The organism is Streptococcus mitis, assembly GCF_905187495.1.
Lineage (GTDB): Bacteria > Bacillota > Bacilli > Lactobacillales > Streptococcaceae > Streptococcus > Streptococcus mitis_CU.
Map to the genome: position 1 here is coordinate 298,185 of NZ_CAJJIB010000151.1, position 19,024 is coordinate 317,208.

Sequence of the window (19,024 nt, forward strand, 5' to 3'; positions counted from 1 at the left end):
ATAGGAGTATGATTACAATAGTTTTATTAATCCTAGCTTATCTGCTGGGTTCGATTCCGTCTGGTCTCTGGATTGGACAAGTATTCTTTCAAATCAATCTGCGCGAGCATGGTTCTGGTAACACTGGAACGACCAATACCTTCCGCATTTTAGGCAAGAAAGCTGGTATGGCAACCTTTGTGATTGACTTTTTCAAAGGAACCCTAGCAACACTGCTTCCGATTATGTTTCATCTTCAAGGAGTTTCGCCTCTCATCTTTGGACTTTTGGCTGTCATTGGACATACCTTCCCTATCTTTGCAGGATTTAAGGGAGGCAAGGCTGTCGCAACCAGTGCTGGAGTGGTTTTCGGATTTGCACCTGTCTTCTGTCTCTACCTTGCAGTTGTTTTCTTTGGAACCCTCTATCTTGGTAGTATGATTTCACTATCTAGTGTCACAGCATCTATCGCGGCTGTTATCGGGGTTCTACTTTTTCCACTTTTTGGTTTTATTCTGAATCACTATGATCCTCTCTTCATCGCTATTATCCTAGCTCTTGCTAGTTTGATTATCATTCGTCATAAGGACAATATCGCTCGTATCAAAAACAAGACTGAAAATTTAGTCCCTTGGGGATTGAACCTAACCCATCAACATCCTAAAAAATAAAACGCCAGTTGATGTACTGACGTTTTTTTGTATGCTTATTTTGATTTGATATAGTTGATACCATCTGCTTTTGGTGCGACTGCTTTCCCAAAGAAGGCTGCCAAGACAAGAATTGTCAAAACGTAAGGTGCGATTTGAAGGTAAACCGCAGGCACTCCTTGTAGGAATGGCAATTGAGAGCCGATAACAGCCAAACTTTGTGAAAGTCCAAAGAAGAGACTAGATAGCATGGCTCCGATTGGATTCCATTTCCCAAAGATCATTGCAGCAAGGGCGATAAATCCAGGTCCAACAATAGTTGTCACTGAGAAGTTAACTGAGATGGATTGCGCATAAATCGCTCCACCAATTCCACCTAGGAAACCTGAAATGATAACTCCTAAATATCTCATTTTGTAGACATTGATTCCCAAGGTATCCGCTGCTTGAGGATGTTCACCGACAGAGCGGAGACGAAGACCAAATCGAGTCTTGAAGAGGATAAACCAAGCAAGGAATGAGAAGGCAATGGCCAGATAACCAAGAAGACTAGTTGACTTGAAGAAGATATCGCCGATAACTGGGATATTTGCCAAGACCGGGAAATCAAAGCGTCCAAAAGTTTGACTTAGGTTGTCGGTTTGTCCTTTGTTATAAAGAACTTTAACCAAGAAAACAGCCAAGGCAGGCGCCATCAAGTTCAATACCGTACCACTGACAACATGGTCTGCACGGAAATGAACCGTCGCTGCTGCGTGGATGATAGAAAAGATTCCCCCTACCAATCCTGCTACAAGCAAAGATAGCCATGGAGTTGCTGCTCCAAATTGTTCTGCAAATTCAAGGTTAAAGACAACTCCAGAAAAGGCACCCATAACCATAATGCCTTCAAGGCCGACGTTTACCACACCACCACGTTCAGAGAAAACACCACCAATACTTGTAAAGATGAGGGGTGCTGAGTAAATCAGCATAGAAGACACCAAGAGGGTGAGCAAGGTTGTAATAGACATCTTTACTTACCTCCTTTAACTTGTTTTTTCGGTTTGACAAAGCGTTCGATAAGGTAATGAACACTGACAAAGAAGATAATAGACGCTGTTACAATGCTGACAAGCTCAGACGGTACCTGCGCCGCATTCATACCTGGTGCTCCAACTTGGAGAACACCAAATAGGAAGGCTGCAAAGAGAATACCGATTGGTGAGTTGGCTGCAAGCAGACTAACCGCCATCCCGTTAAATCCGACAGCTAATGACGCCCCTTGAACATAGACGTTCTGGAAGGTTCCAAGCCCTTCAACAGCTCCACCAAGACCTGCCAAAGCACCTGAAATAATCATTGAGAGGATAATCGTTCTTTTTGCAGAAATACCAGCATATTCTGAAGCGTGTGGATTAAGACCAACCGCACGGATTTCAAAACCAAGGGTTGTTTTCTTGAGCATGAACCAAATGACTGCAACTGCAATGAGAGCAAAGAAAATACCAATATTCATCCGTGAGTTACCAGTCAACTCAGCCAACCAAGGTGTCTGATAGGTTGCATTAGCCCCAACACGAATGGTCGAATCTGTACTTTGCATAAAGTCTTTAGGGAAGGCATGGATAAAGGCATTTCCTACATACAAAACGATGTAGTTCATCATGATAGTTACGATAACCTCTGACGTCCCTAGATAGGCTCTAAGAATACCCGGAATCGCTCCGACAATCCCACCAGCAATCAAGGCAATCACGATAGTCGCTAAAATCATCAAGGGACGGGGCATATCTGGATGCGACAGGGCAAACCAACCACTGAGAATCCAACCTGCCAAAGCCTGACCAGGAAGTCCGACGTTAAAGAAACCAGCTCGACTGGCAACAGCAAAACCAAGACCAATCAAGACCAGAGGACCCATAGCACGGAAGATTTCTCCAATCCCACGCAGGCTACCAAAGGCTGTATAGAACAATTCTTCGTAGCCCCAAATAGCATCATAACCGAAGATCCACATAACAATGGCTCCGAGTAAAATTCCTAGGAATACAGAAATCAAGGGAACCGAAATTTGTTGTAATTTTTTAGACATCACTCTTCTCCTTTCCCAAGTTTCCACCTGCCATCAAGACACCAAGTTCTTGTTTATTGGTTGTTTCTGGTGATACAATACCTTGAATCTTACCATCGTGGATAACGGCAATACGGTCTGAGACGTTTAAAATCTCATCCAATTCAAAGCTGACAACAAGGACAGCCTTGCCATTATCACGCTCTTCAATCAAGCGTTTGTGGATATACTCAATGGCACCGACATCCAACCCACGAGTTGGCTGGCTGACGATAAGGAGATCAGGATCACGATCAATTTCACGAGCAATAATTGCTTTTTGTTGATTTCCTCCTGAGAGTGCAGCTGCAGGAACAAATTCGCTGGCAGCACGAACATCAAACTCTTCCATTAGCTTTTTAGCATAAGAAGTAATATTTGAATAGTTCAAAATTCCATTTTTACTATGTGGTTCTTTGTAGTAGGTTTGAAGGGCAATATTTTCAGAAATCATCATTTCTAAAATCAAACCATCACGGTGACGGTCTTCTGGAACGTGCCCAACACTCAACTCGGTAATCTGACGTGGGTGCAAGCCTACAATTGAATCTCCTTTTAGCTCAATGCTACCAGATTCAACCTTGCGAAGGCCTGTGATGGCTTGAATCAGTTCAGACTGACCATTTCCATCAATACCCGCAATACCAACAATCTCTCCAGCACGAACATCCAAGGACAGATTTTTCACAGCTGGGACACCGCGGTTTTCATTGACCACCAAGTCTTTAATAGACAAGACAACTTCTTTTGGTTGAGAGACTTGCTTCTCTGTTTTAAAGGAAACAGAACGACCCACCATCATTTCTGCTAAATCAGCATTGGTAGCCCCTGCAATTTCGACGGTTTCAATTGATTTCCCACGACGGATAACTGTAACTCGGTCAGAAACTGCGCGAATCTCATCCAACTTATGGGTAATCAAGATAATTGATTTTCCTTCTTTGACAAGATTTTTCATAATAGCCATCAACTCATCAATTTCTGATGGAGTCAAAACGGCCGTTGGTTCGTCAAAGATAAGGATATCAGCCCCCCGATAAAGGGTTTTTAAAATTTCTACACGTTGTTGGGCTCCAACTGAGATATCTGCTATCTTGGCAGAAGGGTCAACCGCTAAGCCATAACGTTCAGAAAGAGCTTTGATTTCTTTGCTAGCTCCAGCGATATCTAATACACCATTTTTAGTTAATTCACTACCTAAAATGATGTTTTCAGCCACTGTGAAGGCTTCTACCAACATAAAATGCTGGTGAACCATTCCAATTCCCAAGCTAGCCGCTTTAGACGGTGAATCGAGGTTGACAACTTGACCGTTGACCACAATTTCACCACTGGTTGGTTCAAGAAGCCCTGCTAACATGTTCATGAGCGTGGACTTTCCAGCCCCATTTTCTCCTAAAAGTGCATGAATTTCACCTTTTCGTAGGTGCAGGTTGATTTTGTCGTTGGCAACAAATTCACCAAACACCTTGGTAATATCACGCATCTCAATGACATTTTCGTGTGCCATGTGCTCTTCCTTTCAGAGTCTTATTTTATTTCAATAAAACTTGCTAGTTTGTCTAGTAGCAAGCTTTACTGAGACAAAATGACTTTGCCTCAACTCTTAAAAAAGCGGCCGAGGGCCGCTTCCTAAGAAATGACTTCCATCCATTATTTTTCAGGAACTTTTACGCTTCCATCAAGGATTTTAGCTTTAGCATCTTCGACAGCTTTTTTACCTTCTTCTGAAAGGTTTGTTACTGCCAAGTCAACCCCTTTATCTTTCAATGAGTAAACGATCACTTGACCGCCAGGGAATTCACCTTTTTCTGCCTTGTTAGCAATATCTTTTACAGTTGTACCAACTTGTTTCAAAGTAGATACAAGAACGAAGTTTGATTCTTTACCATCTTTAGAAGTGTATTTACCTTCTGCTTCTTGGTCACGGTCAACACCGATAACCCAAACTTTTTCATTTTCAGGACGGCTTTCGTTGAGTGATTTTGCTTCTGCAAAGACACCAGCACCTGTTCCACCTGCTGCTTGGTAAACAACGTCTGCACCAGCTGCGTATTGTGCCGCTGCAATTGTTTTACCTTTAGCAGCATCACCAAATGAACCAGCATAGTCAACTTGTACTTTGATAGATGGGTCTACTGATTCAACACCAGCTTTAAATCCAGCTGCAAAACGTGAGATAACTTCAGATTCGATACCACCTACAAAACCAACTTGTTTTGTTTTAGTTGTTTTAGCCGCTGCAACACCCGCAAGGTAAGCCGCTTCATTATCAGCAAATGTTACACTAGCAACATTCTTTTGATCTTTAATCACATCATCAATCAAGACATAGTTCAAGTCAGAGTGGTCTTTTGCTGCTTCTTCAACCGCATTGTGAAGGGCAAAACCAACACCGAAGATTAGGTTGTAACTTCCAGCCGCTTGTTGCAAGTTGTTAGCATAGTCAGCTTCACTTGTTGATTGGAAGTAAGTGAAACCTTTATCTTTTGAAAGATTGTGTTCTTTACCCCAGTCTTGCAAACCTTCCCAAGCTGATTGGTTGAATGATTTATCATCAACACCACCAGTATCAGTGACGATAGCTGCCTTTGTCTTCACATCAGAAGATGAAGCTGCGTTACGAGAAGAGCGGTTACCACATGCAGCAAGTCCAACTGCTGCCACTGCAACTAGACCAAGGCCTAGCCATTGTTTCTTGTTCATTACTGAACCTCCTAAATAAGATGTGCAACGATGTTGCAAGTATGGATTGGTTGGCCACAAGGACCGTGCCACTCAGAGAGCGACTCAGACTAGTTTAAGTCTGTAAAAGAGTATGGAAGTAATTCCCCGACCGTCATCTCGACCGTCGATTTATCTTTTGCGACTAAGGTCACTTTTAGATCTTGTTCAAAAAATTCAGCCATCACTTGGCGACAAGCACCACACGGTGAAATTGGTTTTTCAGTCTGACCATAGACAATCAATTCTGAAAATTCTCTTTGGCCTTCAGAAACTGCTTTAAAAATCGCTGTACGTTCTCCACAGTTGGTCAAAGAATAACTAGCATTCTCGATATTGACACCTGTATAAATACTAGCATCTTTTGCCACTAGAACAGCACTGACCGGAAAGTGAGAATAGGGTACATAGGCTTTCTTGCTGGTTTCAATTGCTAGTTCAATCAACTCAGTAGTCGCCATCTGCCAATTCTCCTTTTAAAATGGCTACTCCAGCTGACGTTCCAATACGTGTCGCACCTGCTTCCACAAAGGCAAGAGCATCTACATAAGAACGAGCTCCACCAGCAGCCTTGACACCCATATCAGGTCCAACTGTTTCACGCATTAATGTAACATCTGCTACCGTCGCACCACCAGTTGAAAAGCCAGTAGATGTTTTAACAAAATCAGCTCCCGCTTTTTGAGCTAATTGACAAGCCACAACTTTTTCTTGGTCAGTCAGAAGGCAAGCTTCAATAATGACTTTCACTAACTTGTTACCACTTGCTTCCACTACTGCACGAATATCTGACTCTACCAGGGCCAAATCACCTGATTTAAGAGCCCCAACATTGATCACCATATCAATCTCGTCTGCACCATTTTGGATAGCTTCTTTGGTTTCAAAAGCTTTCACGGCTGAAGTTGTTGCTCCCAAAGGGAAACCTACTACTGTGCAGACCTTGACATCTGTGTCTTCAAGACCTTTTTTAGCATGTTCAACCCAGGTCGGATTAACGCAAACACTGGCAAAATCATACTCTCTAGCTTCAGACAACAAACAATCAATTTGATTTTCTGTTGCATCTTGTTTTAAAAGCGTATGATCGATATATTTATTTAATTTCATATTCGGATTCTCCTGCAGTTTATGAGATGATTTCTATAATTTCTCGTAAACTTTGCACCCTGTCATTCATTTTAACATATTTTTGAAAATCTGTAACTAGCTGAGGAGAAATTTTTCCATTTGTGTATACTTTTGCAACAATTTCTCCCTTTTGAACGGAGGCTCCAACCTTCTTTTCAAAAACAATTCCAGTTTCATAGTCCAAGGCATCAGATTTGACTGCACGGCCTGCCCCAAGTCTCATGGCATAAAGACCAAAGTCCATTGCTGGAAGAGCTGAGATAATACCTGTTTCCTGAGCAGGGATTTCCACCACATGGGCAACAGTGACAGGACGATAGAGGTCTTCCAAATCTCCACCTTGAGCTTTGACCATCTCCTCAAACTTAGCCAGTGCTTGGCCATTTTCAAGATGTTGGTGAACTTCTTCAACTGTCTTGTTTACATTTGCCAGACCAAGCATAATTTGAGCCAATTCACAGATGAAGTGGGTAATATCCTGACGACCTTGACCTTGTAAAATCTCCAGTGCTTCAAGGATCTCCAGACGATTTCCAATCGCTCGTCCCAAGGGCTGACTCATATCCGTAATCACTGCTACAGTCTTTCGACCAACTGCCTTACCAAGTTCCACCATGGTTTGAGCCAATTCACGCGCCTCATCAACAGTCTTCATGAAGGCACCCTCGCCAACAGTCACGTCTAGTAAAATAGCATCCGCCCCTGCCGCAATTTTCTTGCTCATCACCGAACTCGCAATCAAAGGAATCGTGTCGACAGTTGCGGTCACATCACGGAGGGCGTAGAGAAGCTTATCCGCTTTGACCAGCTGATCTGATTGCCCAATGACAGATACTCCAATATCTTGCACCTGTGCAATAAAATCCTCTTGACTGCGCTCAACTTGATAGCCCTTAATGGATTCCAATTTATCAATTGTTCCACCCGTATGGCCGAGCCCACGACCACTCATTTTTGCAACAGGCACACCAAAACTAGCAACAAGAGGAGCCAAAATCAAGGTCACCTTATCACCAACACCACCCGTAGAATGCTTGTCAACCTTAACCCCATCAATAGCAGATAAATCAAACTCTTGACCTGTCTGAACCATATTCATAGTTAGGTCTGAGATTTCTCGAGTCGTCATTCCTTTGAAATAGACAGCCATAGCAAAGGCAGACATCTGATAATCAGGAACCGTTCCTGACACATAGCCTTCAACTAGCCATTCAATTTCACTCGAGGTCAGTTCTTGCCCGTCTCGTTTCTTTTGGATTAAATCAACTGCTCTCATTCTTTCACACTTCTAAGGATGTAGTATCCCTTATCTTTTTTAACGACTTCACAATTGCCAAACACATCTTCCATCTTGGACTTAGCACTTGGAGCCCCCTGTTTTTTCTGGATAACGATTGTTAAATCGCCACCAGTTTCCAAGAAATCTTTACTTTTCTCAATGATTTCATGAACCACTTGCTTGCCCGCACGGATAGGAGGATTGGAAATAACATGGTTAAAATGTCCTTCAACTTGTTCATAGATGTTGGACTGGAAAATCGTCGCTGCTACTTTATTTCGTTCAGCATTTTGTCGTGCCAAATCCAAGGCACGATTATTGATATCGACCATGGTCGCCTGAACTCCATAAGCCTTAGCCAAGGACAAGCCCAAAGGTCCGTAACCACAGCCTACATCAAGGACAGTTTCTCCTTCATCGACCTCTAGACACTTGAGCAAGAGTTGACTTCCAAAGTCAACCATTTTCTTGCTAAAAACACCCGCATCCGTCAAAAAGGTCATTTTTTGTCCCAACAACTCTACTCTCAACTCATGAATGTCATGAGCAGCGTCAGGATTCTCTGCATAATACATTTTACTCATGAAACTATTTTACCATAATTTGACTTAAATTGTAAATCGTTTACAAATTGCTAATAAAACGAAAAAGACTGAAAAAGCTAGTCAAGAAGACCTTTTCTTCAATCTCTTTCAACACTTATAAGTAAATGATAAAGCATTTTAGAACTAGAAATATCATAGTCAGGATAAAACAACAAAGTCATTGTCTATAATCAAGCGCATTTTTATGACTATTGCTTAACCTTCAAATACTTAATTATCAACAGGATTCCCAATAAGATGTTTAGATAAAAGCCCAACTGATACGTTTTTGTCAGGATTTCCAAACTTGTCCAAAGTCGTATCAAATCTTCCAATGACATGCGGAAGAAATAACCCTCTGTAGCAATCCATAGGACTAAAAAGACATAACTACCAGCAGCAAGCCATTTCGTCCACCGTTTTTTTAGGAAGAAAGCAATCAAGAGCGAACAGATAAAGACAGCTGTTACAATGGCATGTTCCATCAAAAAAGTAAAACCGTAATAGATTTCCACAAAGCGTCTACCATTATCCGCATTCGCCCCTTTTATAAAAGGTAGTGCAAAACTTAAAATAAAACAGAGTTCCAATATATAACGTTTTAAGATTTTCATGACACACCTCCTATAAGTTGTGAACCAAAAAGTTCCCTTTATAAGCTTATAAATCAGTAGAAACTATCTCCTACTTCATCATTCAATTGTTCAGTCTCTATCTACCTTTATTATACGATATTAGCTTACTATCATCAAGAAACCGCTTTATTTTTTTAGCTTTTTATGGTATGATAGACAAAATATCTAGGGGAAAATAAATGACCAACGAATTTTTACATTTTGAAAAAATCAGCCGCCAGACTTGGCAATCTTTACATCGAAAGACGACACCTCCTTTGACAGAAGAGGAATTAGAATCCATCAAGAGTTTTAATGACCAGATTAGCTTGCAGGATGTTACCGATGTCTATCTCCCCCTAGCCCATCTCATCCAGATTTACAAGCGTACCAAGGATGATTTGGCCTTTTCAAAAGGGATTTTCCTTCAACGTGAAAGCAAGTCCCAGCCTTTTATCATTGGGGTTTCTGGGAGTGTTGCCGTTGGAAAATCCACAACCAGTCGCCTACTTCAAATCCTACTGTCCCGTACACTTACAGATGCTAGGGTTGAGTTGGTAACAACCGATGGCTTTCTCTATCCCAACCAGACCTTGATTGAGCAAGGGATTTTAAATCGCAAGGGATTTCCTGAAAGCTATGATATGGAAGCTCTTCTCAACTTCCTGGATCACATCAAAAATGGACAAGATGTAGATATTCCTGTCTATTCTCATGAAGTCTACGACATCGTACCTGAGGAAAAGCAGAGCGTCAAAGCTGCTGATTTTGTCATTGTTGAGGGAATAAATGTCTTTCAAAATCCACAAAATGAGCGTCTCTACATTACTGACTTCTTTGACTTTTCCATCTATGTTGATGCTGCAGTCGATGACATCGAGAGTTGGTATCTAGACCGTTTCTTGAAAATGCTGAGCCTAGCCCAAAACGACCCTGATAGCTACTATTATCGTTTTACACAAATGCCGATTGGGGAAGTGGAATCCTTTGCCCATCAGGTCTGGACCAGTATCAATCTCACAAATTTACAAAATTATATTGAACCAACTAGAAATCGTGCAGAAGTGATTCTTCATAAAACAAAGAACCATGAAATCGATGAAATTTACTTAAAAAAATAATTTTCCCTTGTCAAAACGTAAGTTTTCAGATATAATGGTATAGTTAGTAAATATGGAGGTAAGAACATTGGCAAACATTAAATCAGCTATCAAACGCGCTGAATTGAACGTTAAACAAAACGAAAAGAACTCAGCTCAAAAATCAGCTATGCGTACTGCTATCAAAGCTTTCGAAGCAAACCCATCTGAAGAACTTTTCCGTGCTGCTAGCTCAGCTATCGATAAAGCAGAAACTAAAGGTTTGATTCACAAAAACAAAGCAAGCCGCGATAAAGCTCGTCTTTCAGCTAAACTTGCTAAATAAGAACAGTCCATAGAGGCTGTTTTTTTGTCCTCAAATAGGAAAAGGTAGAAAATGAAAATCGCAATTATCGGATATTCTGGTGCTGGTAAGTCAACGCTAGCTGAAAAGTTATCTCTCTACTACTCCATCCCAAAACTTCACATGGATACACTCCAATTTCAACCTGGTTGGCAAGACAGTGACCGCGAATGGATGTTGACCGAGATGAAAAACTTTCTCACCAAGCATGAATCTTGGGTTATCGATGGTAATTATTCTTGGTGTTATTACAAAGAAAGAATGCAGGAAGCTGACCAAATCATCTTTCTCAACTTTTCACCATGGACCTGTCTCTTTCGAGCCTTTAAACGTTACCTCACATACCGAGGCAAGGTCAGGGAAAGTATGGCAGCTGGTTGTCAAGAACAATTTAATTGGGAGTTTATTCGATGGATTCTCTGGGATGGCCGAACAAATAATGCTAAGGAAAGATACCAAAAATTAAGTGGTACCTACCCTGAAAAGATGCATATTCTCCATTCTCAAGCAGAAATTGATTATTTCTTGCAATCTCTTAAAAAATAGACAATAGAGTAACATTCATTAAGGTCAGTATGTAGTGAATGACTAAAAAAGGAAGATTTTCATTCAGAAAATCTTCCTTTTGTGTTCCCTTTTATTCTGCAATCAAGGTTTCTAATCCAACCTTCATCATATCGGTGAAGGTATTTTGGCGTTCTTCTGCAGTTGTATCTTCATCTGGATTGACCAAACTATCAGAAATGGTCATGATAGCAAGCACGTCAACATGGTGTTGGGCTGCCAGATAGTAAAGGGCTGCTGCTTCCATTTCCACAGCCTTGACTCCCCATTTACCAAGTTCGATGTTCTTTTCAAAGTAGTTTGAATAAAAGACATCAGAAGACAAAACGTTCCCAACGTGGGTGGTCATACCGAGTTCTTTAGCGATATGGTAGGCCTTATCAAGCAAATCAAAACTAGCGATTTGTGGGAAATCGTACTGTGGCCAGTCATTGCGGATGATGTTAGAGTTGGTTGCAGCTGCCTGCGCCAAAACCAATTCACGGACGTGAACATCTTCATTCAATGAACCTGCTGTTCCCACACGGATCAATTTTTTCACACCGTAGTCAACAATCAACTCACGCGCATAGATAGAGATGGATGGCATTCCCATACCAGTTCCCATGACTGATACAATGTGACCCTTGTAAGTACCAGTGTAACCAAACATGTTACGCACTTCGTTAAAACAAACAGCATCTTCAAGGAAATTCTCCGCAATAAACTTAGCACGAAGAGGATCCCCAGGAAGAAGAATTTTATCAGCAATTTCACCCTGCTGAGCAGCAATATGGATAGACATAATATAAGATACCAAACCCGTCAAAAAGCAAAGGGAAAATAGGAGTTGGGTGCAGTGAGCGATGCTCGCTAGGCCAACTATCTTTTTCCCACTGCTTTTAGGGTGGGTTCAATTCCTTTCTTTCTTAATTTTGATGATATTGAGAAGATTAGAGCGGCTTTTATTCAAATCCGAACTCCCTTCTCTTCTGAGTTTTTAGAAAAGTTTTCCGCTCGTGTTCAAATCAGAACATCTCGCTCTACTTTTCTTTTTTATTTTTATATTTCATAGCTAGGAAAAATCGGATTCAATCAAGATTCCAATAGGCCTACTACATTTTTATTTAAAACAGTTATAAATAAATTGAGAGTTTTTTTAATCTTTTAAATCAAATCATTGACTAGAAGAAATGGGCATTTCCTACCTAGTTACTTTATTATTTGACTTCTGACACAGTATGTTAGCCCAAGAAAAACGGTCTAATATTTTTGCAAATTCATAGGCTAAAACAGCTGTTACTAAGAGATACGGAAGAGAATCTATACCTAGCCCAGTGAAACCTATAACTAATCCGGTTGCAGAAATGGGTGCCCTCAAGGTCACAGATAAAAAGCAAACAGATCCCAAAAGTAAAATGCTTGGCTGGCTATCCACACCTAGAATTATGCCCAAGAGAGCAGTTCCAGCCATCCCCAAGGCAAAAGATGGTGTAAGGGTACCACCATAGGCCCCTGCCCACAGAATAATAAGAACAACTAATGCTTTTAATATAAACAAAAGGAGTACTGTTTTGCCATTGCTACCATTCAATACTTCCTGAGCCATCATACGTCCATTTCCAAGTAGATGTGGAAAATAACTTGCTAATCCAATAAGAAAAAGAAAAGCTGTAGGCAATGTGAGAAGTACTCGTTTATCTTTTATTCTGTTTGAAGACGCTGCCTTACTTAAGCGACCAAAAAGCCAAGCTGGTGGGGTTAAGAAAAGAAGTAATAAGGGAATAATCCATATTTCCTTTAATGACCATGTGATCGATGGAATCTGGTAGAGAGCCTGATCTGAAATAACCAAGCCTGCTATATAGGTTGAGACATAAGTAGTCAAACCGACTAAGACAAATCGTTTAATAGATAGAGCAATTCCTAGGGTTTCAAAAACAAAGAAGACACTTGTTAATGGAACCTGATAAACAGCCGCTAAACCAGCACCAGCACCACAAGCAAGGAGAAAGATGCGATCCTTCATAGACAGTATACATATTTTTCCAATTGGTCCTGCAAATAGAGTTCCAATTTCTCGTGGTGCAGCTTCTTTGCCAATAGGGGCTCCCCCTCCAACTGCAATGATCTGCCAAATTGAATGAAATAGCTGTTTTAGAAAATGAAGCTTGTATTGTGAAGTCTCATCCTTCATCTGAGCTTTGATGGAATAAATCTTCGACCCTTTTTGCAAGAAATACCAGACCAAGGATGAACCAAGACCCACGATTATTAAACTTAGTCCTATCCGTAACGAGGAAACTCCATCTGTCAAAAATCCAGTATGATGCTCTGACTGACCAAAAGCTAGCTCCTCCACCATCTCTAAAAGATAATGGAGAACTATACCAGATAAACCCGAAACTATTCCTTGCAGAATTACTGCTAGGAATAATCTAAAATTATAAGGAATCTTTCGAAAAATACTCCTCAATTCTATTAACATGATTACAATTCAGCAAGAATCGCTTTAAGCAAGCCTTTAAAGTCGCCTTTAACACGTTCAGTCACTTCTACAACTTCTTCGTGGTTGAGTTCTTCTTGGAATCCAGCCGCAAAGTTAGTGATACATGAAATTCCCAGAACTTTCAAGCCTGAGTGGGCTGCCACAATAACTTCAGGAACAGTCGACATACCAACTGCATCTGCTCCCAGCGTCTTATAAGCACGGATTTCTGCTGGTGTTTCATAAGTCGGACCAGTTACACCGATATAGACACCTTCATCAAGCTTGATACCAAGTTTTTTAGCCACTTCATGGGCAGTAGCACGGTATTCTGGTGTGTAGGCCTTAGACATATCTGGAAAACGAGGACCAAAATCATCCAAGTTTTCACCCATCAATGGGTTTTGCCCCGTCATGTTAATATGGTCTGAGATAGCCATCAAGGTACCAGGACCAAATCCAATACCGCCAGCAGCATTGGTTACAATAACACCTTCACATCCAAGAACTTTCATGACACGAACTGGGAAAGTCACGACTTCAAGAGGATTTCCTTCATAGAAATGGAAACGACCTTGAAGAGCCAAGACTTTTCGACCTGCAAGTTCTCCATATACCAATTTACCAGCGTGACCAACTACTGTAGAGCGGCCCCAGTTTGGAATCTCAGCATAGTCTACTACAACTGGATTTTCGATTTCTTCTGCAAGTTCTCCAAGCCCTGATCCAAGGATTAGACCGAACTCAGGTACTTGGATTCCCTTGTCTTTCAGGAAGGCAGCTGTTTCCTTGATTTTATCTAAAAATATCATTGTGTGTCTCCTTTATTAGTTTTTTAGCATTTGACCGATTTTGTCAAAAGTTTTAGCATTACGAATGGTGATTTGGCGGTAGAAAGGCATCTTGAGTAAGTATTTGTGATAGGCCGTTTCGTAGTACGATTCTTCGGAGTATTTTCCCCAGAAAATACCAAGTTTTCCAAAATGAACGACTTCATCTTCCAGTTCCAAACCGTTCACTTTCTCGATCACTTGATCCACATCCAAGCTCTCCGTGTAAAAGAGGACATCCTTTCGTGCCAAATCTTTGGTCCACCAATCTGGCAGACTCTTCAGCTCTTCTTCATAATCTTCCTGACTCAGCAAAGAAAAGCTCTGAATAAATGGATAATGGACTGCAAAGAAAGCCTCTAACTTTTCAACCAATCGGGCTTTGGGAGCTGTCGAAGTAAAGAAAATATTGCCACTGTTGATGTAGGTCTCAACCTTTTCCAGTCCCAACTCTGTCAGTTCTTGACGAAGTTGCGCCATGACAACTTTATTTTTCCCACCGACATTAATTCCCCGAACAAGTAAAGCATATCGCGTCATCTTATACCAATTTATCTAAGAAACTTTCCCCAATCATGGCAGTTTCAACACCAAAGTTATCGGCAATAGTCGCTGAGATATCTGCAAAATGTCCTACTGGAATAACACCATTGCCTTTAAAGGCAGGGCTGTAAGCCAAAAGTGGAATATATTCACGAGTGTGGTCTGTTCCTGCATAGGTTGGGTCATTTCCATGGTCAGCAGTAATCAAAAGAAGATCATTCTCTCTCATGGCTGCGATAATTTCAGGTAAGCGTTCATCAAACTCATGCAAGCAATCACGGTAGCCATGAGCATTACGACGGTGGCCGTATAGGGCATCAAAGTCCACCAAGTTTGTGAATGAGAATCCTTTTTCAAACTCAGCAAGGCCCATAGTCTTCAACAGTGTATCAATTCCGTGGCTATTTGACTTGTTATGGCCCATGTCGTGGTTGATACCAGCACCGTTAAAGATATCGTTGATTTTACCAACAGCGTAAGTATCGATACCAGCCTCATTCAATTTATCCAAAACAGTCGGTGCAAATGGAGATACTGCCAAGTCACGACGGTTTGCTGTACGAGTGAAGTTACCTGGCTCACCAACATATGGACGGGCAATGATGCGACCAAGAAGGGCAGGACGCTCAAGGGTAATCGAACGAGCGTACTCACAGATACGGTACAATTCATCCAGAGGAATGATGTCTTCGTGGGCAGCAATTTGCAAAACAGGGTCAGCTGAAGTATAGATAATCAACTCCCCAGTTTCCATTTGACGTGGTCCAAAATCATCGATAACAGCTGTTCCTGAGTAAGGTTTATTAGCTTCACGAATAACCTTACGTCCTGAAAATTCTTCAATTTTTGTCAAGATTTCTTCTGGGAATCCGTTCCAGAAAGTATCGAAAGGCTCGGTAATATTGAGTCCCATGATTTCCCAGTGACCAGTCATAGTATCCTTACCAAGGGATACTTCTTCCAATTTTGTTGCATAACCCGTTGGATTGCTTTCAGCTGGAACAGTCTTCAGAGGAGTTTCACGAGGAATATTTCCTAGACCGATTTTAGCCATGTTTGGCACATTCAAACCAACTGTTTTGGAAATATGCCCTAATGTGTCAGAAGCTCCATCTGGAACCCCTGCATTGACAAAGTTATTAGCATCTGGTGCAGCACCGATTCCTACAGAATCTAGTACCACCAAGTGAATACGATTAAATTTTGACATAGTGTATCTCCTTATTATTTTAGTTATCTTGCTTTTGTTGAAGTTAAAATCTGAATCCCATCTCGTCCAGCTACGATGACCTTATCCACCATTTGGTTGAATAAGCCATGCTCTACAACACCAACGATATGGTCCAATTCTTGCCCGAAGGCAATTGGATCTTCGATGACATCCAAGGCAAGGTCAATGATAAAATTCTGCATATCCGTCACAAAACGTTGGCCATCTTTTTGACGGAAGCTTGGCTTGTAGCCAGCTCGCTCAAAACGGCGAAAGACCTGTTCTGCGCCATACTGAACCACTTCTACTGGCAATTTAAAAGCACCTAGTTTGTCTACTAGCTTGCTTTCATCCACCACCCAAAAGTATTCTTTTGAAGGCGTTGCGACAACCTTCTCCATGAGAAGGGCACCACCACCACCTTTGATTCCATTAAACTGACTATCCACTTCATCGGCCCCGTCAACTGTCACATCGACGAAGTCTACTTGGTCAATAGACTTGAGTGGGATATTAAGCCCTTCAGCCTGTTTACTAGTCACACTAGAAGTCGTTACAGCTGTAATCTGTAACCCTTCTTCCTTGATACGACGACCGATTTCTTCGACAAAATAATAGGCAGTAGAACCCGTTCCCAGTCCGACAACCATCCCATCCTTGACAAACTCAGCAGCCTTGATACCTGCCATTTTCTTCAGATTTTCCACTCAAACACCTCCATTAAAGAGCTACTTTTATTATAACATGTATCCTTTTTTATTTCATGGATACACTAGAAAAACCCGAACATTTTTATTTTTATGTCCACCTTGTTTTGGTAGTTAGAATCTTAGTTATGAGAACTTGTAGATAAAAACATGTCCTAGCCAAAAGCAGCAACAGTTGATTTTTTATCATAAAGATGATTAAATAGTTAAGTACAGAAAAGGAGAAATAAGATGAACCCATTAGATTTGTTTAACCAAGTAAAAGAATTAATCGAAACAAAAGATTTCGAAGCTGCAAAAACATTTGTTGCAGAAAATCAAGACCAACTTGGAGAATACTTCTCTCAAGCTCAGCAGTTGATTTCTGGTTCTGAAGGTCTAGATGGCCTCGTTGGAAAGATTAAAGGATTTTTCTAAAAGATATAAAGGCGCCTGAAACCATCAGGTGCCTTTTTGAGATATTTTTTTCATTATTTTGGGAAGGTAAGAGCTAATTTCCGTCGGCAAGACCACATAATGTTCTTGAGATAGTTCTTGGGCTATGGCTGAATGAAGATGGGTTGCTACTGCCACACGTTCGTAGACACTGACCTGTCGAAATTGGCCTACAAATCCTGCAATCATCCCAGCTAGTGTATCTCCCATACCACCAGTCGCCTGATAGGGACCGCCAACTTGTAACTGGTAATAATCAGACTGGCCAACCTGCCAAATACGAGTAGCTGGACCTTTCTCCACCAAAATTGTTCCTTGAGAAAAGGAAGTCAGGGCACTAGCCGTTGCAGCTTCGCTTTGATTTTCAATAGCAATACCAGACAGCTTTTCCCATTCTTTTTGGTGGGGAGTTAGGATAAGCTGGTTAGACGGAAATGACAAACTTGTCCTAGCAAGAATAGTCAAAGCACCTCCATCTACAATCAAAATCTGATTCTGTCTTAAGCTAGCAAAGACCTGTTTTACTAAATCTTCTCCAAAAACATCATCTCGTAAACCAGGCCCCAGCAAGACAACTTCTGCCTTCTCCAATTGCTCTTGTAACAATTGCTGGTCTTGCAGAGAAAAGGCCATAGCCTCAGGTAAATGGCTGTGCAGAGCAGGGATATTTTCCCTATCCGTTCCAACGGTCACCAATCCTGCACCGCTTTTTACAGCTGCCAAAGCAGCCATGATAATAGCACCACCATAAGGATAGGTCCCACCCAGCAACAGCAGACGACCGTAGTCTCCTTTATGACTGGTACGAGAACGCTCAATAATGACTTTTTCTAGTAAGGTTTGATCAATCACTTTCATAGTTTTTTCCTCAACTATCCTTTATCTGATTGTTTTAAAACAACTTGATAGACTTTCTTAGTCCACTCTTCTAAGTCTTCTCCAGCATAGTCAAGATAATGCACCCTATCTTGTATTTTAGTTGGAATAATATTTTCAAATTGGCTCTTATTATGAGTTGGAATAATGCAAATATACAACTCACTAAATAAATTCAACATGTCCTTAATTTTTGCAACATGGTAGCCATCAAAAATATAACCAGTAACTTTAATCAAATCTGTATAGATAAAATGAAAACTCACTCCAGGAATAAACTTGTCTTGTAATTCTTTCTCTGAAGGAGCTCGACCTAATAAACGCTCCATCGCTAATCGATAACCAGAACTTGTATTTGACCACCCTAACATGACATAGTCAAAATAATCTATCGGATCCGATGCAGCATTTCTACTATCCAAAACCAACTCCTCAGCATCTCGCCCAAAGGCTTTCACAGCAGATAAGAGCTGACCTGTTTTAAAGATAGAAATCGCTGCATCTATAGTCGTAGTATGACTACAGTAGTCTGAAGTCACTAACCTCTTATGTAGATCATAAGTCGAGGCTACTCTTTTATCTGTAGGGGTAAATGGTGGCAGAAAGGGATGCTGACAGATGTAATCTAAAATTTCTTTTTTTAAACAAGAATCAGCACACTCAATACTTGTTTGACGTTTATGAAGTTTTTCGTAAGCTATAAATTTAGCAATTTTTTCTAATTCCCACTCTTGAATATTTGGATAATCAATTAGTGCTAAGTAGTATATTCCATCCCATTGTAAACTATACTCCCCATTATAAATTTTTAAAATCATCTAATCACCTCACTCCATTATACAACAAAAAGGAGGTGCAAACCTCCTTTTATAATCTTATATCTAAAATTTAAGATT

At 40.9% G+C, this 19,024-nt stretch carries 21 protein-coding genes and 1 pseudogene; 5 read left to right on the top strand and 17 right to left on the bottom strand.

The features are described from left to right. Positions 1-8 precede the first annotated feature (8 nt). On the top strand, positions 9-650 hold the full coding sequence (gene plsY / locus JQ843_RS07600; RefSeq protein WP_203213313.1) for a glycerol-3-phosphate 1-O-acyltransferase PlsY: 642 nt from the start codon (positions 9-11) through the stop codon (positions 648-650). Positions 651-685: 35 nt separating this feature from the next. On the opposite strand, the gene JQ843_RS07605 is transcribed toward plsY, so the two are convergent. The 9 genes from JQ843_RS07605 to JQ843_RS07645 all read right to left on the bottom strand — a co-directional run bounded on the left by JQ843_RS07605 (position 686) and on the right by JQ843_RS07645 (position 9,053). After that, positions 686-1,642, bottom strand: a complete 957-nt coding sequence (locus JQ843_RS07605; RefSeq protein WP_023940960.1) for an ABC transporter permease — start codon at positions 1,640-1,642, stop codon at positions 686-688. A gap of 2 nt (positions 1,643-1,644) precedes the next feature. Beyond that, positions 1,645-2,703: an ABC transporter permease gene (locus JQ843_RS07610; RefSeq protein WP_033683459.1), complete on the bottom strand. Its 1,059-nt coding sequence runs from the start codon at positions 2,701-2,703 to the stop codon at positions 1,645-1,647. Further along, positions 2,696-4,231, bottom strand: coding sequence for an ABC transporter ATP-binding protein (locus tag JQ843_RS07615; RefSeq protein WP_203213314.1), 1,536 nt, complete (start codon positions 4,229-4,231; stop codon positions 2,696-2,698). The genes JQ843_RS07610 and JQ843_RS07615 overlap by 8 nt, the downstream gene beginning before the upstream one ends. A gap of 143 nt (positions 4,232-4,374) precedes the next feature. Further along, positions 4,375-5,427 (bottom strand): BMP family lipoprotein, encoded by a 1,053-nt coding sequence (locus tag JQ843_RS07620; RefSeq protein WP_203213315.1) that lies wholly within the window; start codon positions 5,425-5,427, stop codon positions 4,375-4,377. An 89-nt stretch (positions 5,428-5,516) separates the two neighbouring features. Further along, positions 5,517-5,906: a cytidine deaminase gene (locus JQ843_RS07625; RefSeq protein ID WP_203213316.1), complete on the bottom strand. Its 390-nt coding sequence runs from the start codon at positions 5,904-5,906 to the stop codon at positions 5,517-5,519. Continuing rightward, positions 5,893-6,555 carry a deoxyribose-phosphate aldolase gene (gene deoC, locus JQ843_RS07630; protein WP_203213317.1) on the bottom strand — a complete coding sequence of 221 codons (663 nt, stop codon included), beginning with the start codon at positions 6,553-6,555 and terminating at the stop codon, positions 5,893-5,895. Before deoC ends, JQ843_RS07625 begins: the two co-directional genes overlap by 14 nt. A 19-nt stretch (positions 6,556-6,574) precedes the next feature. Then, on the bottom strand, positions 6,575-7,852 hold the full coding sequence (locus tag JQ843_RS07635; protein ID WP_203213318.1) for a pyrimidine-nucleoside phosphorylase: 1,278 nt from the start codon (positions 7,850-7,852) through the stop codon (positions 6,575-6,577). Next, positions 7,849-8,439 (bottom strand): class I SAM-dependent methyltransferase, encoded by a 591-nt coding sequence (locus JQ843_RS07640; RefSeq protein WP_338014954.1) that lies wholly within the window; start codon positions 8,437-8,439, stop codon positions 7,849-7,851. The genes JQ843_RS07635 and JQ843_RS07640 overlap by 4 nt, the downstream gene beginning before the upstream one ends. 209 nt (positions 8,440-8,648) lie before the next feature. After that, positions 8,649-9,053, bottom strand: a complete 405-nt coding sequence (locus JQ843_RS07645; protein WP_203213319.1) for a hypothetical protein — start codon at positions 9,051-9,053, stop codon at positions 8,649-8,651. Positions 9,054-9,253: 200 nt separating this feature from the next. Here JQ843_RS07645 and coaA point away from each other — a divergent pair, with 200 nt between their 5' ends. From coaA to JQ843_RS07660, 3 genes are all read left to right on the top strand, one after another. Continuing rightward, complete coding sequence (coaA, locus tag JQ843_RS07650; protein ID WP_020902939.1) at positions 9,254-10,174, top strand: type I pantothenate kinase; 921 nt, start codon at positions 9,254-9,256, stop codon at positions 10,172-10,174. Between the two features lie 67 nt (positions 10,175-10,241). Then, entirely contained in the window at positions 10,242-10,478 is a 237-nt protein-coding gene (gene rpsT, locus JQ843_RS07655) for a 30S ribosomal protein S20 (RefSeq protein WP_001274000.1), read from the top strand. 51 nt (positions 10,479-10,529) lie between these two features. Beyond that, a complete protein-coding gene (locus JQ843_RS07660; RefSeq protein WP_203213320.1) occupies positions 10,530-11,042 on the top strand; it encodes a DNA topology modulation protein in 513 nt (170 codons plus the stop codon). 91 nt (positions 11,043-11,133) lie between these two features. Here JQ843_RS07660 and deoD read toward each other — a convergent pair whose 3' ends face one another. From deoD to rpiA, 6 genes and pseudogenes are all read right to left on the bottom strand, one after another. Further along, positions 11,134-11,844 carry a purine-nucleoside phosphorylase gene (gene deoD / locus JQ843_RS07665; RefSeq protein ID WP_203213321.1) on the bottom strand — a complete coding sequence of 237 codons (711 nt, stop codon included), beginning with the start codon at positions 11,842-11,844 and terminating at the stop codon, positions 11,134-11,136. A 399-nt stretch (positions 11,845-12,243) separates the two neighbouring features. Beyond that, positions 12,244-13,527 (bottom strand): chloride channel protein, encoded by a 1,284-nt coding sequence (locus JQ843_RS07670; protein ID WP_203213322.1) that lies wholly within the window; start codon positions 13,525-13,527, stop codon positions 12,244-12,246. Positions 13,528-13,529: 2 nt separating this feature from the next. Then, entirely contained in the window at positions 13,530-14,339 is an 810-nt protein-coding gene (locus tag JQ843_RS07675) for a purine-nucleoside phosphorylase (RefSeq protein ID WP_084927483.1), read from the bottom strand. Further along, positions 14,336-14,897 (bottom strand): annotated as a pseudogene (locus tag JQ843_RS07680) (DUF1697 domain-containing protein). The gene JQ843_RS07675 and the pseudogene JQ843_RS07680 overlap by 4 nt, the downstream one beginning before the upstream one ends. Position 14,898: 1 nt before the next feature. Further along, complete coding sequence (locus JQ843_RS07685) at positions 14,899-16,110, bottom strand: phosphopentomutase (protein ID WP_020902944.1); 1,212 nt, start codon at positions 16,108-16,110, stop codon at positions 14,899-14,901. A 23-nt stretch (positions 16,111-16,133) separates the two neighbouring features. Continuing rightward, complete coding sequence (gene rpiA / locus JQ843_RS07690; protein ID WP_203213324.1) at positions 16,134-16,817, bottom strand: ribose-5-phosphate isomerase RpiA; 684 nt, start codon at positions 16,815-16,817, stop codon at positions 16,134-16,136. A gap of 231 nt (positions 16,818-17,048) precedes the next feature. Here rpiA and JQ843_RS07695 point away from each other — a divergent pair, with 231 nt between their 5' ends. After that, the gene (locus JQ843_RS07695; RefSeq protein WP_001068557.1) at positions 17,049-17,234 is read left to right on the top strand and encodes a hypothetical protein; all 186 of its coding nucleotides are present in this window, start codon (positions 17,049-17,051) and stop codon (positions 17,232-17,234) included. Between the two features lie 24 nt (positions 17,235-17,258). On the opposite strand, the gene JQ843_RS07700 is transcribed toward JQ843_RS07695, so the two are convergent. Beyond that, positions 17,259-18,110: an NAD(P)H-hydrate dehydratase gene (locus JQ843_RS07700; RefSeq protein WP_203213325.1), complete on the bottom strand. Its 852-nt coding sequence runs from the start codon at positions 18,108-18,110 to the stop codon at positions 17,259-17,261. Between the two features lie 14 nt (positions 18,111-18,124). Next, positions 18,125-18,946, bottom strand: a complete 822-nt coding sequence (locus JQ843_RS07705; RefSeq protein ID WP_000601057.1) for a hypothetical protein — start codon at positions 18,944-18,946, stop codon at positions 18,125-18,127. Positions 18,947-19,024: the final 78 nt, after the last annotated feature.

Excerpts from the sequence above, each read along its gene's own strand:
- JQ843_RS07705 (WP_000601057.1), bottom strand. The coding sequence starts at position 18,946 with ATGATTTTAAAAATTTATAATGGGGAGTATAGTTTACAATGGGATGGA.
- JQ843_RS07625 (WP_203213316.1), bottom strand. The coding sequence starts at position 5,906 with ATGGCGACTACTGAGTTGATTGAACTAGCAATTGAAACCAGCAAGAAA.
- JQ843_RS07685 (WP_020902944.1), bottom strand. The coding sequence starts at position 16,110 with ATGTCAAAATTTAATCGTATTCACTTGGTGGTACTAGATTCTGTAGGA.
- deoC (WP_203213317.1), bottom strand. The coding sequence starts at position 6,555 with ATGAAATTAAATAAATATATCGATCATACGCTTTTAAAACAAGATGCA.
- JQ843_RS07615 (WP_203213314.1), bottom strand. The coding sequence starts at position 4,231 with ATGGCACACGAAAATGTCATTGAGATGCGTGATATTACCAAGGTGTTT.
- JQ843_RS07610 (WP_033683459.1), bottom strand. The coding sequence starts at position 2,703 with ATGTCTAAAAAATTACAACAAATTTCGGTTCCCTTGATTTCTGTATTC.
- JQ843_RS07695 (WP_001068557.1), top strand. The coding sequence starts at position 17,049 with ATGAACCCATTAGATTTGTTTAACCAAGTAAAAGAATTAATCGAAACA.
- JQ843_RS07700 (WP_203213325.1), bottom strand. The coding sequence starts at position 18,110 with ATGAAAGTGATTGATCAAACCTTACTAGAAAAAGTCATTATTGAGCGT.
- JQ843_RS07635 (WP_203213318.1), bottom strand. The coding sequence starts at position 7,852 with ATGAGAGCAGTTGATTTAATCCAAAAGAAACGAGACGGGCAAGAACTG.
- JQ843_RS07640 (WP_338014954.1), bottom strand. The coding sequence starts at position 8,439 with ATGAGTAAAATGTATTATGCAGAGAATCCTGACGCTGCTCATGACATT.
- coaA (WP_020902939.1), top strand. The coding sequence starts at position 9,254 with ATGACCAACGAATTTTTACATTTTGAAAAAATCAGCCGCCAGACTTGG.
- deoD (WP_203213321.1), bottom strand. The coding sequence starts at position 11,844 with ATGTCTATCCATATTGCTGCTCAGCAGGGTGAAATTGCTGATAAAATT.
- JQ843_RS07660 (WP_203213320.1), top strand. The coding sequence starts at position 10,530 with ATGAAAATCGCAATTATCGGATATTCTGGTGCTGGTAAGTCAACGCTA.
- JQ843_RS07620 (WP_203213315.1), bottom strand. The coding sequence starts at position 5,427 with ATGAACAAGAAACAATGGCTAGGCCTTGGTCTAGTTGCAGTGGCAGCA.
- JQ843_RS07605 (WP_023940960.1), bottom strand. The coding sequence starts at position 1,642 with ATGTCTATTACAACCTTGCTCACCCTCTTGGTGTCTTCTATGCTGATT.
- JQ843_RS07645 (WP_203213319.1), bottom strand. The coding sequence starts at position 9,053 with ATGAAAATCTTAAAACGTTATATATTGGAACTCTGTTTTATTTTAAGT.
- JQ843_RS07670 (WP_203213322.1), bottom strand. The coding sequence starts at position 13,527 with ATGTTAATAGAATTGAGGAGTATTTTTCGAAAGATTCCTTATAATTTT.
- JQ843_RS07675 (WP_084927483.1), bottom strand. The coding sequence starts at position 14,339 with ATGATATTTTTAGATAAAATCAAGGAAACAGCTGCCTTCCTGAAAGAC.
- plsY (WP_203213313.1), top strand. The coding sequence starts at position 9 with ATGATTACAATAGTTTTATTAATCCTAGCTTATCTGCTGGGTTCGATT.